The sequence below is a fragment of the Ralstonia pickettii genome, assembly GCF_001699815.1.
Classification (GTDB): Bacteria; Pseudomonadota; Gammaproteobacteria; order Burkholderiales; family Burkholderiaceae; genus Ralstonia; species Ralstonia thomasii.
In genome coordinates this window covers 1-14,072 of sequence record NZ_MCGB01000030.1, presented here as the reverse complement: position 1 = coordinate 14,072, position 14,072 = coordinate 1, and the positions used below count along the sequence as shown (strand labels likewise).

General features: G+C 65.4%; 8 protein-coding genes. 6 read left to right on the top strand and 2 right to left on the bottom strand.

The window, feature by feature from the left end:
• Positions 1 to 2: 2 nt before the first annotated feature.
• On the bottom strand, positions 3 to 3,290 hold the full coding sequence (icmF, locus tag BEK68_RS05975; RefSeq protein WP_009239281.1) for a fused isobutyryl-CoA mutase/GTPase IcmF: 3,288 nt from the start codon (positions 3,288 to 3,290) through the stop codon (positions 3 to 5).
• Positions 3,291 to 3,635: 345 nt separating this feature from the next.
• Here icmF and BEK68_RS05970 point away from each other — a divergent pair, with 345 nt between their 5' ends.
• From BEK68_RS05970 to BEK68_RS05960, 3 genes are all read left to right on the top strand, one after another.
• Positions 3,636 to 4,661, top strand: coding sequence for a hypothetical protein (locus BEK68_RS05970; RefSeq protein WP_004633621.1), 1,026 nt, complete (start codon positions 3,636 to 3,638; stop codon positions 4,659 to 4,661).
• 259 nt (positions 4,662 to 4,920) lie between these two features.
• On the top strand, positions 4,921 to 6,123 hold the full coding sequence (locus BEK68_RS05965) for an ammonium transporter (protein WP_004633619.1): 1,203 nt from the start codon (positions 4,921 to 4,923) through the stop codon (positions 6,121 to 6,123).
• A gap of 84 nt (positions 6,124 to 6,207) precedes the next feature.
• Positions 6,208 to 6,564: a DUF427 domain-containing protein gene (locus BEK68_RS05960; protein ID WP_009239282.1), complete on the top strand. Its 357-nt coding sequence runs from the start codon at positions 6,208 to 6,210 to the stop codon at positions 6,562 to 6,564.
• Positions 6,565 to 6,808: 244 nt separating this feature from the next.
• Here the strand turns inward: BEK68_RS05960 and BEK68_RS05955 are convergent, their stop codons facing one another.
• Positions 6,809 to 8,449 carry a hypothetical protein gene (locus tag BEK68_RS05955; protein WP_009239283.1) on the bottom strand — a complete coding sequence of 547 codons (1,641 nt, stop codon included), beginning with the start codon at positions 8,447 to 8,449 and terminating at the stop codon, positions 6,809 to 6,811.
• A gap of 363 nt (positions 8,450 to 8,812) precedes the next feature.
• Between BEK68_RS05955 and BEK68_RS05950 the strand changes: the two genes are divergently transcribed.
• The 3 genes from BEK68_RS05950 to BEK68_RS05940 all read left to right on the top strand — a co-directional run bounded on the left by BEK68_RS05950 (position 8,813) and on the right by BEK68_RS05940 (position 14,071).
• On the top strand, positions 8,813 to 12,028 hold the full coding sequence (locus tag BEK68_RS05950; protein WP_009239284.1) for a BTAD domain-containing putative transcriptional regulator: 3,216 nt from the start codon (positions 8,813 to 8,815) through the stop codon (positions 12,026 to 12,028).
• 233 nt (positions 12,029 to 12,261) lie between these two features.
• Entirely contained in the window at positions 12,262 to 12,984 is a 723-nt protein-coding gene (locus BEK68_RS05945) for an AraC family transcriptional regulator (protein WP_004633613.1), read from the top strand.
• A gap of 106 nt (positions 12,985 to 13,090) precedes the next feature.
• A complete protein-coding gene (locus BEK68_RS05940) occupies positions 13,091 to 14,071 on the top strand; it encodes a DMT family transporter (RefSeq protein WP_009239285.1) in 981 nt (326 codons plus the stop codon).
• The last annotated feature ends 1 nt before the right edge of the window (position 14,072 follow it).

The window sequence follows — 14,072 nt, the reverse complement described above, 5'->3', positions numbered from 1 at the left end:
TCCTACATATTCCGCCGATACTGCCCCCCCACCTCAAACAACGCATGCGTGATCTGCCCCAGCGAGCAAACCCGCACCGCGTCCATCAGCACCGCAAACACGTTCTGATCGTCAATCACCGCGCGCTGCAGGCGCTGCAGCATGGCCGGGGCTTCCCCGGCATGCCGAGCATGAAAATCCTGCAGCCGCGCGAGTTGGCTCTGCTTTTCTTCCTCGCTGGAACGCGCCAGTTCAATGTGCGGCGGCACCACGCTATCGGCGTCTGGGTTGCGGAACGTATTCACACCGATGATCGGCAGCGAGCCATCGTGCTTGCGCTGCTCATACAGCATCGACTCTTCCTGGATCCTGCCGCGCTGGTAGCCGGTTTCCATCGCCCCCAACACACCGCCGCGCTCGGCAATGCGTTCAAACTCCCGCAGCACGGCTTCTTCCACGAGGTCCGTCAGTTCATCGATGACGAAGCTGCCCTGGTTCGGGTTCTCGCACTTGGCCAGGCCCCACTCGCGATTGATGATGAGCTGGATGGCCAGGGCGCGCCGCACGGATTCGGCCGTCGGGGTGGTGATGGCCTCGTCGTAGGCATTTGTGTGCAGGCTGTTGCAGTTGTCGTAGATGGCGATCAGCGCCTGCAACGTCGTTCGGATATCGTTGAACGCAATCTCCTGCGCGTGCAGGGATCGGCCCGAGGTCTGCACGTGGTACTTCAGCTTCTGACTGCGCTCATTCGCGCCGTATTTGTCTCGTAGCGTCACTGCCCAGATGCGGCGCGCGACACGGCCGAGCACGCTGTATTCCGGGTCCATCCCGTTGGAGAAGAAGAACGACAGGTTCGGCGCAAAGTCATCGATGTGCATGCCGCGCGCGAGGTACGCCTCCACATACGTGAAACCGTTGGCGAGCGTGAATGCGAGTTGCGAGATCGGGTTGGCGCCCGCCTCGGCGATGTGGTAGCCCGAGATCGACACCGAGTAGAAATTGCGCACCTGGTGGTGCACGAAATATTCCTGGATATCGCCCATCACCTTGAGCGAAAACTCCGTCGAGAAGATGCAGGTGTTCTGCCCCTGGTCTTCCTTGAGGATGTCGGCCTGCACCGTGCCGCGCACGTTCTGCAGCACCCACGCGCGGATCTTTGCCTCTTCGTCCTGCGTCGGTTCGCGCTGGTTGTCAGCACGGAACCGGGCGAGATTCTGGTCGATGGCGGTGTTCATGAACATCGCCAGGATCGTCGGCGCCGGTCCGTTGATCGTCATGGAAACCGACGTGGCAGGGCTGGTCAGATCAAAGCCGTCGTACAGCACTTCCATGTCGTCGAGCGTGGCGATGGAGACGCCCGAATTGCCGACCTTGCCGTAGATGTCCGGGCGCAGCGCCGGGTCTTCGCCGTAGAGCGTGACGGAGTCGAACGCGGTGGACAGCCGCTTGGCCTCCATGCCTTCCGAGACGAGCTTGAAGCGCCGGTTGGTGCGGAAGGCATCGCCCTCGCCCGCGAACATGCGCGTCGGGTCTTCGTTCTCGCGCTTGAAGGCGAACACGCCGGCGGTGTACGGGAAGCTGCCCGGCACGTTTTCGCGCATCAGCCAGCGCAGCACTTCGCCGTCGTCTTCATACGGCGGCAGTACGACCTTGCGGATGGTGGTGCCGGAGAGCGTGGTGTGCGTGAGCTGCGTGCGGATTTCCTTGTCGCGGATCTTCACGACGTATTCGTCGCCGGAATACGCGCGGCGCAGGTCAGGCCACATGGCGAGCAGCTTGCGCTCGGCCGCGCCGAGTTGCGCGTCGCGCTCGGCCGCCTGCTTGTCGAGCGCGGACAGCGTCTGCACCGTGGCGCCGGCCTGCTCCAGCATGCGGTGGCTGGCACGCAACTGCTGGCGCTCGCGCGCGAGGCGGCTTTGCGCGTCGACGCGGCGGTGGTAGCCGCGCACGGTATCGGCCAGCTCCGCCAAATAGCGAACGCGCGCGGGAGGCACGATGGCGTCGTGGCTGGTGGAGCATTTGCCGGCCGGGCGCGGCAGCGTGCGTTCAGCCAGCGCCATGCCCCGCTCGTTCAGTCGATCGGCCAGCGCGTGATACAGCGCCGTCACGCCGTCGTCGTTGAAGTGCGAGGCCTGCGTGCCGAACACCGGCATGTCTTCGGGGCGGGCGTGCCATTGCTCGCGGTTGCGCTGCACCTGCTTGGCGACGTCGCGCCAGGCGTCCTGCGCGCCCTTGCGGTCGAACTTGTTGATCGCCACCAGATCGGCAAAGTCGAGCATGTCGATCTTCTCCAGCTGGCTGGCGGCGCCAAACTCGGGCGTCATCACGTACAGCGACAAATCGACGTGCGGCACGATGGCCGCATCGCCCTGCCCGATGCCGGAGGTCTCGACGATGATGAAATCGAACCCGGCGGCACGGCATGCGGCAATCACATCGGGCAGCGCGTCGGAGATCTCGCGGCTGGCCTCCCGCGTGGCCAGCGAGCGCACGAAGATGTTCGGATGGTTGATCGCGTTCATGCGAATGCGATCGCCCAACAGCGCGCCGCCCGACTTGCGCCGCGACGGATCGATCGAGATGACGGCGATGCGCAGCGTGTCCTGTTGGTCGAGCCGGAAGCGGCGGATCAACTCATCGGTCAGCGACGACTTGCCCGCGCCGCCCGTGCCCGTGATGCCGAGCACCGGCGTCGGCGTGGCTGCCGCAGCCGCATGTACGGCTTCACGCAATGGCGGATCGATGCGGCCTGACTCGAGTGCGGTGATCAATTGCGCCAGCGCACGGCGGTCGCCATTGGCTACCGGGTCAAGGGTAGCGGGCGCATGGATGGAGAGATCGATATCGCAGCGCTGCACCATGTCGGCAATCATGCCGGCCAGGCCCATGCGCTGGCCGTCTTCTGGGCTGTAGATGCGCGCGACGCCGTAGTCCTGCAGTTCGCGGATCTCCGCCGGCACGATCACCCCGCCACCGCCGCCGAACACCTGGATGTGCTCGCCGCCGCGTGCGCGCAGCGCGTCGATCATGTACTTGAAGTATTCGACGTGGCCGCCCTGGTAGCTGGACACGGCAATGCCCTGCACGTCTTCCTGCAATGCCGCGTTCACCACCTCGTCCACCGAGCGGTTGTGTCCGAGGTGGATCACCTCGCAGCCCATCGACTGCAGGATGCGCCGCATGATGTTGATCGACGCGTCATGCCCATCGAACAACGAAGCGGCCGTCACGAAGCGCACCTTGTTGCGCGCGGGCCCAGGTTCGCTGGCAGGCGTGGGATCGGCCGCGCGGGCAGCGGAAAGATCGGTCATGTCTCCACCTTCTATAAGTGGGGCGCCGGCGTTGAATATGTTGTACGGCGCACAAGGCGCGGCGTGCCGGTCGGAGGGTCGAACAGACAGTATTTTCGGGGTTGACGCACTCGTCAACCGGCCTTACGGGGCGCCGGCCTTCCCGTTCTTCCTTACCTGCGGCTTCATGGTGGCCGAAGCGCGATTCCTTCCAACTGGCGCGCCGCCGCCCGGCATGGTTTGCGCAAATGGTTAGGAGCCGGAACGGTCCGATCTCGGTGCAACACCCATCTTGCACACAATCGATACAAATCGTTAGAGTCGGATTTCGGTCGGAAACGGGTCCGACCACAGGGGGAACTTCCAATGCCAAGCCGCGCAACGATGCGCTGGTGTCTGACCGCCTTGCTGGCGTGGTCCGGTCACGCCCTGGCGTGGGACTACACGCCTGGCGCCATTCCGGGGCTGATCAGCGTGCTTGGGTTCCTGACCGTGCAGTCGCAGGCGCTCGACCGCGCCATCCAGCGCTTTCCCGGCCAGCGTGAGGAGCTGATCCGCGCCCGTACCCAGTTCGACAACACCTTCCCGCAGGCGCTGGCCCGCACCCGCCGCCTGATCGCCGGCATTCCGCTATCCGACGACGAGCGCCAACTGCTGATCGAGCGCGCGCTGGACCTCCACCAGCCCAGCGTGGGCGTTGCCACCCAGACGGCCGAGACCGCCCACTCGCTGGCCGAACGCGTGGTTGCGCGTGCGCAGGGCAGCCAGGACCGCGCCACGCTGCAGACCCTGCTGGCGGTGGTCTACGACGACCGCCCCGCCGATGAGCTGGGCAGCCGCTTTACCCAGGCCGTGACCCTGTCTGACTGGCCGAATGCGCGCGGCGCGAGCCTCGCCCTGCGGCTGCCGTTCTCGTGGGAACGCGTGCCGCCCACGGCGCCGCGCAAGCCCGACCCGGCACGGGTGGCGATCGGCGCGTGGGCCAATCAGGGCGGCTCTGGGCTGTCGCGCATTGAGCTCATCGTGCGCCCCACCGAAGGCGACCCCGAAACCGTGCCCGACAGCCGCGAGCCGCGCTGGATGCGCGATGCCGTGAAGCAAGCCGTGGCGGCCCCCTGCCGACTGCTCGGCTGGGGTACGCAATCGTTCGGCGGGCGCATCGGCGTGTGGGCCAGCTACATCGGCGAATCGCCCGGGCCGAATATCCCGCGCGCCCCCGGCAACACGCTGGTCGGCCGCGTCTTCATGGTGCCGACCGACGGCGCGCTGCTGATGCTGCACATGCAGTCTCTCGCCACATCGCCCGAGCAGGCCAGCGCCGTGCGCTTGCGGTACGAACCATTGTGGGACGCCGTGGCCGCGTCGTTCAGCGTGTCCGGCGCCAAGCCGTAGCGCCTGTCAGAACGGCGCAACGCACCATCAAAGCGCACGCGCAGCGCCAGATGCACCAATTCAAAGCAAGAACGCACCGATTTCGGGCCACGGCCGTCGCGCTGCCGGGCAACGACCTCCCGCGCACGACCATGGTGCGCCATGTCACCTTTTTGCACACCGCTGGAACAACTTTTGCATCTGTCGGTGCCTTTTGCGCCATTTCCGGGCACGCACCGCACCCGGATGGCGCTGACCTTTAACCCGCACGACAACCGCAATGAACTCCATCAAAACCGGGGGCGACGCGCTCTTCATCCTGCTGGGCGCGATCATGGTGCTGGCCATGCATGCCGGCTTCGCGTTCCTTGAGCTGGGCACCGTCCGCAAGAAGAACCAGGTCAACGCACTGGTCAAGATCCTGGTCGACTTTGCCGTGTCGACCATCGCGTACTTCTTCATCGGCTATTCAGTCGCGTACGGCGTCAACTTCTTTACCGGCGCCGACGTGCTCGCCCAGCAGAACGGCTACGAGCTGGTGAAGTTCTTCTTCCTGCTGACCTTCGCGGCCGCTATCCCGGCCATCATCTCCGGCGGCATTGCCGAGCGCTCGCGCTTCGAGCCGCAACTGGCGGCGACCTTCGTGCTGGTGGGCTTTGTCTACCCGTTCTTTGAGGGCATCGCCTGGAACGAGCGCTTCGGTATCCAGCACTGGCTGCAGAGCGTGACGGGCGCGGAGTTCCACGACTTCGCCGGCTCGGTGGTCGTGCACGCGGTGGGCGGCTGGATCGCGCTGCCGGCGGTGCTGCTGCTGGGCGCCCGCCACGGCCGCTACAAGGACGACGGCCGCATCGCCGCGCATCCGCCGTCCAACATCCCGTTCCTGGCCGCCGGCGCCTGGGTGCTGGCGGTGGGCTGGTTCGGCTTCAACGTGATGAGCGCGCAGACGCTCGACAAGATGAGCGGCCTGGTCGCCATCAACTCGCTGATGGCCATGGTGGGCGGCACGCTCACCGCGTGGTGGATGGGCAAGAACGATCCGGGCTTCTCGTACAACGGGCCGCTGGCCGGCCTGGTGGCCGTGTGCGCGGGCTCCGACGTGATGCACCCGCTGGGGGCGCTTGCCGTCGGCGGCATCGCGGGCGTGCTGTTTGTCTGGATGTTCACGCGCGTGCAGAACGTCTGGCGCATCGACGACGTGTTGGGCGTGTGGCCGCTGCACGGCCTGTGTGGCGCGTGGGGTGGCATCGCGGCCGGCATCTTCGGCCTGAAGGCGCTCGGCGGCCTGGGCGGCGTGTCGTTCTGGGCGCAGGTGGCGGGCACGGCCGGCGGCATTGTCATTGCGCTGGTCGGCGGCACGGTGGTGTACGGCACGCTGCGCAAGCTCGTTGGGCTGCGGTTGGACCGCGAGGCCGAATTCATGGGCGCCGACCTGGCGATCCACCGCGTCTCGTCCACGCCGGAATCGGAAACGCACTGGTAAGCGGAAGCCTGCAGCCAGAGGAAGGCGCGCGCGGCGCTTGCTACAGTGAAAGCGTCTTCCCTCGCCCAACTGCAGGAGTGCCGCATGCCAGAAATCGATCCGAACCACCCCATCACCGTCGAGTCGAACCCGCGCCGCGTGACCGTGACCCTCAACGGTTTCACCATCGCCAGCACGCATCTGGCGCGCACGCTGCGCGAGGCGTCGTACCCGCCGGTGCAGTACATCCCGCGCGACGATGTGCAGATGAACCTGCTGGAGCGCACGCAGCATCACACCCATTGCCCGTACAAGGGCGATGCGTCGTACTACACGATCGTGGCCGGCGATGTGCGCGCCGACAACGCCGTCTGGACGTACGAACAGCCCAAGCCCGTGGCGCGCGAGGTGGCCGGCTATCTGGCGTTCTATCCGAACAAGGTGACGATCCAGGAGGAATGAGGACGCAGGCGCGGCTGACATGCCGCTGTCATGCGGGCGGCGCACGATGCGCCTGTTCCTCTTCTCACGGATCCTCTTTCCGTGAAAGTTCCGAGACCCGGCGCAGACGATCTGTGGCCGGGTATTTTTTTGCGCTGGCACCGGCTCGCGATGAGCCGGTGCCAACTTCCCCGAAGGCGGCAGTGCCGGGCGCTCGGTTGGCGCCCTGGCCGTTGCCGCTTTTGATGACGGCGCCTTTCTCGATTTAGTTGCCGGGCTTGTTGACCGAAAAGTTCACCTGATACGTGGATGGCGTGACGGACGGCGACCCGCTCAATGCCAGCGTCAGGCCGCTCAACGGCAGTTGCCACGTCTCGTTGCACGTAACCGCAACACCGCTCGTGTTCGTGCAGACCTTGGTACCGGGCCGATGGCGCAGGCCGGCGAATGGATCGTTGTAGATGATCTGGTCCGTATGGGTATCGGCAAAGGTGCGTGTCACCGTCGAGCCATTCACCGCCGTGATGGTGTTGCTGTCTTCCGTCACCGCGCTCAGACCGGTCGACTTGACGTTGCTTTGCCAGAAGGCGTTGGTCGTGCCGACTGCTGGCATGGACAGCGTCGTCTGCGGGGCGAAGATGCCTACGCCGCCCCCGGTCAGCGCAACCACGAAAACCGTATTCCCCTGCGCGTTCCGGAACCCATAGGCGTGGGCGTTGACGGTACCTGCGGAGGCGCCATCATCAACCCAGTCGACCCCACCATCCGACGTGGCAACCATGTGCCCATACGGTGAATTCAGATCAGGCGCGCAAGGCGCGTTGACCGCGCAATTCGTGGCAGCCGTCACGACGCCCTTCGCATAGTTATTCGTGCCAAACGTGCCTTGGCCTGCCCCGCTCAGGAGCGCATAGATGTAGTTTCCGTTGATAGCGGTCGGATCGACGATCTGCTTGGGAAGCGACAGCGAAAGTACGCCCGTGCCACCGCTGCCGTTGGTCCAGACCGCCATTCCCGACTTGGCCACCAGCACGCGCGTCGAACCGGTATCGTTCAACGTGTAATCGCAGGCCGTCGCACCTTGGGTCAGTTGGTAGCTCGAGCCGCCCACCGCGACGGTCAGCTTGGCCGCGTCGATGGTCACCACCTGTGCCGAACCATCCGAGAATTTGATCAGCCGATGATCGCCGCTCTTGAGCGCCGGACAGGCCGAATTGGCCGGCGCCAGCACGGTGCCAACCGTCGAGCCTGCAGACCCGCTGGAGCTGCCGCTGGTGCTGGCAACCGCGGTGCTCAGGTCGGTCAGGGTGACGCCCGCGCCGGCCAGCTTCGATTGCAGCGTGTCGAGCACCCCGTCATAACCCTGGCCGCTGCCTGCGCTGAGCGTGCCGCCCAGGAAGTCACCGATGCCCGACGCGTCAAAGCCGGCGCTCTGCAACACCTTGATCAGGGCAGCTTGCGCGGCGGTGACGTCGCTGGCATTCACGGTCGTCGTCGAACTGAATCCGGCCACATACTTTGCCGGGTCCTGTCCGGCCAGTTGTGCCAGCAGCAGTTCCGTCAGCGGCGTGATGTTGGCCGTGGCGGTGCTGCCGATCGATCCTGAACCGGCAACCAGCGAGTGCAGCACCGTCTTGCCGTCGCTGCTGGTGGCCGTCACCACGCAAGGCAGGCTGGCGCCCGTGATGGGTGCCGAATAGCTGCCGTCCGCTCTCGTGGTGGCCGTACCCGAACCCGCCGAGCAGGTCACGTTGACCGTTGCACCGGGCAAGGCCGCGCCAGTGGCCGCCACGCCGCTGATCGTCTGCGATTGCTGCGTGGTTAGCTGAGGCGGAGCATCTCCGCCTCCGCCGCAAGCGGTCAAAACAAGCACTGCAGCGCTGATTGCGATCGGTGTGAGCTTCATGGTTCCCTCCCTCGGGCTCTTTTGTGGTGTGGTACGGAATAGCTCGGTTTCGGACCGGATTGGATCGGATCCTCTAGAAGCACATGGCGCCGCGCATCATTCAAATGAATGAAGACGCCGTGTGGCTCCTATGGACCGCGCTCAGGCATTACGCCACGCAGCCACTTACCGATGACTTACCGATCTGGGCGGCGATGGGGCTCGATGTGCCGAAACGCACCCTCCTTCCGAGGGGAATCACCCGAGCCGAAGTGCATGACATTCTGGAAATCCCGAGGCATGCGAGCAGCGCAGCGCACGGGATAATCCCGCTGCACCCTTGCCGCACATTCCGCGAACCTCCTGCTGGCACTCGACCTCCGCTTGAACTCCGCTCCCACGCTCTCCAAGATCAACCGCCCGCAGTCGGGCGGCATCGTGCTGCGCCCGCGTGTGCTGAACCGCATCGGGCGCGGCTTTGCGGCCAGCCCCATCGTGTGGGTGGCCAGCCCTGCCGGTTCGGGCAAGACCAAACTGGCGATCAGCTATCTGGAAGCGAGCGGGCTGCCCGCCATCTGGTACGAGGTGGACGCCGGCGACATGGACCCGGCCAGCTTTTTCCGGACCTTCGGGCAAGCCTGCGCTGCGCATCTTGGTGCAGACAGTGCCACCCAGCCGCCGCTGTTCAGCCCCGACCATCTGTTTGACCTGGCAGCGTTTGCGCGGCGTTACTTCCGGGCCTTGTTCTCGGGGCTACCAGAAGCCACCCTGCTGGTGCTTGAGAACGTGCACGCAGCGGAGGCCGAGCCCAGCTTCAAGGGAATCCTGCAAGCCGCGTTGGCCGAGGCATCCGAGCACGTGCGGATTCTGGTGTTGAGCCGATCCGCGCCGCCGCCTGAGTTGGCGCGGCTGCAAGCCAATCAGCAACTCGCGCTGGTGGACTGGCAACACCTGCGGCTGACCGAGGAAGAAACCGGCGCCATCCTGGCCGGCCACCCCGCCGCGCTGGCAACGCTGGAACAGCGCCCCGATGCAGAGCGCGAGCTTGCCGGCGGGCTGCATGCGCGCAGCGGCGGCTGGGTAGCCGCCGTGGTGTTGCTGCTGGACCAGATTGGCCGCGTGGGCAGCTATGACGTCGACCGACTGGACTCGCGTGAAGTGCTGTTCCCGTATTTCGCGCAGGAGATGATCGTCGCCGCGTCGCCCGAGCTGCGCCGCTTCCTGCTGTGCACGGCGATCCTGCCGAACTTCGATCTGGCCGAGGCTCGCCAACTCACCGGCAGCACGGATGTCGATCACTTCGTTACCTCCGCGCATTGCCAGCAGTACTTCATCGACCAGTTCGGCAGCGGGGCAGGGGCGTCGTACCAGTACCACGCGCTGTTTCGCGAATTCTTGCTGTCACGGTTACCCGATGCATTTTCCGCTGACGAGCGGCAGCAGCTGACAGCCAACGCCGCCGCCTTGCTGGAAGCGCGCGGCGAGCTTGCCGGCGCCGGCGAATTGCTGGCCGATGCCGGGCTGATGCCGCAACTTGCGGCACTGGCGCTGCGCCATGCACCAATGGTTCTCCAGCAAGGCCGCTATCGCACGTTGAGCGACTTGCTTGGGCAACTCCCCACCGCCGTGCTCAATGCCGACCCCTGGCTGCTGTTCTGGGCCGGCACCAGCCGCATGGCGCTGGACCCGGGCAATGCACGCCTCTACTTCGAGCCGGCGTTGACGCTGTTCCAGGCGCATGACAATGCCGCTGGCTGTTACCTCGCCTGGTCTAGCATCGTCGATTGCATCTATTTCGAATCCCGCGATTACCGGCCGCTCACGCATTGGCTGGAAATGCTGGACACGCTGCGCGCGCGTTACCCGGCGTTTCCCGATGCGCAAATCGAAGCGCGCGTGCTGGCCAGCGTGCTCGCGGCGTTGGCGTTTCACGCCATGGGCCATGCGGATAGCCGACATTGGACCGACCGCGCCCTCGTCTTCATCGGCACGGTGGACGTGCAGACGCAAGCCTCGCTCGGCTTCATGCTGACGGTCTATCACCTGTGGACGGGCGATCTTGAGCGTGCGCGCGTAGTGCTCCAGCTCATGCGGGCGGCCGTGGCATCGCCGCAGACCAGCGACCTGCTGCGCACCACGATCCTCACCACCGAGGCGATGGGCTACTGGTTCTTTGCCGAGAACGATGCATGCATCGCCGTGGTAGAGCAAACGGAAGCCTTGATGCACGCCAGCGACATCTACCTGTGGAAGCACGCGCTACTGAATCATGGGCTGGCGGCGGCTATCTCCGCCGGCAATGTGATGGAGGCGGAATCGTTCCGGGCCAAGCTGGCGCAAGACATTCACATGGGCCGGCCACTCGATCAGGCCATGCACCATTTCGAGCGCGGGTGGCTGGCCTTGCAGCAAGACCGCTTGCGCGAGGCGGAACTCATGGTTGAGTTCGGGCGCAATGGCTTTCGGTCACTCAACTTCCGCTTCGGCGTGGCGTTCACCCTTGCCACCAGCGCATATATCGCGCACTTGCTCGGCCAGGCAGAACAGGCCGACACGTTTGTCGAAGAAGCAGAGGCGCTGTCGCGCGACGTCGATAGCAAGGTGGCGCTCTGCCACACGTTGATGGTGCGCGCGGTGATGGCGTTGGATCGTGGCGCACCAACCAGCCCATGGCTGCCGGAGGCGCTGGCGCTGGGCCGACGCTTCGGCATCACGAATTTCCCTGGCTGGCATGACCCGATGGTCGCCCGCCTGGCGGCCCATGCGTTGGCAACCGGCATTGAGACGAACTACGTGACCGCACTGGTCCGCAAACGCCGTCTACAGGCGCCAACTGCGCGCGTGAAGCACTGGCCGTGGGAGATTGAACTGCGCGTGCTCGGGGCTTTCAGCGTGAGTTGCTCAGGTGAGCCGCTAGCGCAGAGCGGCAAGGGCAACCGGCGCACGCTGGACACGCTCAAGGCGATCGTCGCGTATGGGGGACGGGAAGTCGCCATCGACCATCTCTCAGCCGCGTTGTGGCCCGACGCGGATGGCGACAGCGCCAAAGGTGCGTTCGACGTGGCCATTCACCGGCTGCGCAAACTGCTCGGCAATGCCGATGCCATCGTGGTCAGCAACGGCAAGGTTGGGCTCAACATGCACTTGTGCGGGCTCGATCTCTGGACGTTCCAGGCGCATCGCCAAATCGCACTCGATCTGGCAAAAACACCTGACCCCGATTCCGACACGCTATTGACAGCCGCGTTGGACATGCTGGCCGCCTACACCGGGGACTTCCTCGCCGACGAGGCCGAGCAACCATGGCTGCTTCCGCAGCGGGAACGCCTGCGTGCCGAACTGGTGCGCACCGTGCTCACCGTGGGGGAAAAGCTGGAAGCCCTCAATGCACCAACGTCGGCAACGACTGTGTATCAGCGCGCGCTTCGCCTGCACCCGACAGCAGAAGGCATCTGCCGTCACCTGCTGGAATGCCTGCGGGCAGAAGGCCGGTCTGCTGAAGCCAGCGCGTTCTTCGCCGAATGGCAGCACACACTCAAGGTGGTTTATGGCGCCGCGCCATCTCCATCTTTAGTGGCGATGCTGGACTGGATACGATAGGTCTACCCCACCGATGAAAACCGATATGCCGTGGGTTTCGCGCGTTCAGCGGGTTGCCCGACGTCAGGTTGTAGGCAGCGGCGTGTCCGGCCGATCTCTTCCGTTAGCGCCAGAGGCCTCTCCTCTGAGATGGTCGGCATCGAGATCTCAATACAGGAGTACGCTACACGCACGAAAAATCCCCGGGGAAAATGTGACATGAAGGTTATATCCACCGGGTTGTCAAATTGATCATGCTGGACTTCCGTACCTACGGCCTCGCCGCGCCCCCACACTCGCACGACTTCATGCAAGTCGTGATGCCCGCACGCGGCATCCTCGAGATGGACGTGGACGGCCGCGGCGGCCGCGTCGACACGCACCACGCCGCGCTCATCCCGGCTGGCGCCACGCATGCGTTTGAAGCCACGGGCGCCAACCGTTTCATCGTGTTCGACATTCCCGGCCAGACCGTGGACGCCCCCAGCCTGGGCGGCCTGGCCGATCGCGTGTTCTTTCCACTTACGCCGGGCCTGCGCGCACTGACGACCTGGCTGCAGGACGCGCCCATCGTCGATGCCGTACTGGCCAATGCGTGGTCGTCTCTCGCGCTGGCGACGCTCGCGGCGCATCCGGTCAACCAAGCCGCGCAGATCCGCGCACGCCCCGACGCGCGTGCCGAGCGCGCATGGCACGCCATCGAGCACCGCTACGCCGAGCCGCTCACCGTCGATGCGCTTGCCGCCGAGGCGGGCGTCAGTGCGCGTCGCCTCGCCACGCTGTTCCGTGCCACCTATGGCACCACGCTGCATGCGCATCTGGCCCAGGTACGGCTGCGGCATGCATTGACGCTGCTGGAAACCACCGCCTTGCCCATCGCCGAGATTGCCGCACGCACCGGCTACTACGACCAGAGCGCCCTCACGCGCCACCTCAAGGCCGCACACGGCGTCACGCCCGCAGCGGTGCGCCGCTAACCCGGGCCATTTCCGTTTTTGCCAAAGCGCAGCCGTCTTCGCCAAGACGCGCGACACGCGCACGCGCAGAGTGCCGGTTCGATTGATCTTTTCGGACAGGCGCTCCATGGCTGTTGGCGACACCTCCACTGCAACGCAGCTTCATCACGGTCAGCACGACGCGCGGCGCGACCACCTCACGGGCATCGGCTACGGCGTCGCGGCCGGGGCGCTGTGGGGTGTGATCTTCGTCGCGCCGAAGATGCTGCCGCAGTTCTCGCCGCTGGCGCTGTCTGCCGCGCGATACGTGCTGTATGGCGTGCTCTCGCTCGCGCTGGCGCTGCCGGTGTGGCGCACGCTGTGGCGCAAGACGACCGGGCGCGAATGGGCGGCGCTGCTGTTGCTATCGCTGCCGGGCAACATCCTTTACTACCTGTGCGTGGCCGGTGGTGTGCAGCGCGCAGGCGTGGCGCCGGTGTCGCTCATCGTCGGGCTGTTGCCGGTGACGGTCACGCTGGCCGGCGCGGCCGAACGCGGCAGCCTGCCCCTGCGCCAACTGGCCCTGCCCTTGCTGATGGCCGTCGCGGGCGTGGTGTGCATTTATCTGGATGCGCCAGACGTGCATTCGAGTGCGGGCGGCAGAACCTATCTCTTCGGGCTGTTGATGGCAGCAGGTGCGCTGGCGTGCTGGACGGTGTATGCGGTGTGCAATGCGCGGTACCTGCGCGCGCGGCCGCAGTTCACGAGCCGGGAGTGGTCGCTGTTGACGGGCGTTGCGACTGGAGTGCTGTCACTGGCACTGGCCGTGCCGGCGTTTTTGCTGCCCGGTATGGCGACGGCTTCTGCGCAGCCCCCGTCGGCGTGGGGGATGTTCTGGCTGGTGAATATAGGCGTGGCGCTGGGGGCGTCCGTGCTGGGGAACAGCCTGTGGAATGCGGCCAGCCGCAAGTTGCCGTTGACGCTGTCGGGACAGTTGATTGTGTTTGAGACGGTGTTTGCGCTTTTGTATGGGTTTATCTATGAGGCACGATGGCCTCATGGGCTTGAAGTGGCGGCTGCGGTTTTGTTGGTGAGTGGGGTGGGGTTGGCGGCGCGGAGGCATGGGTAGG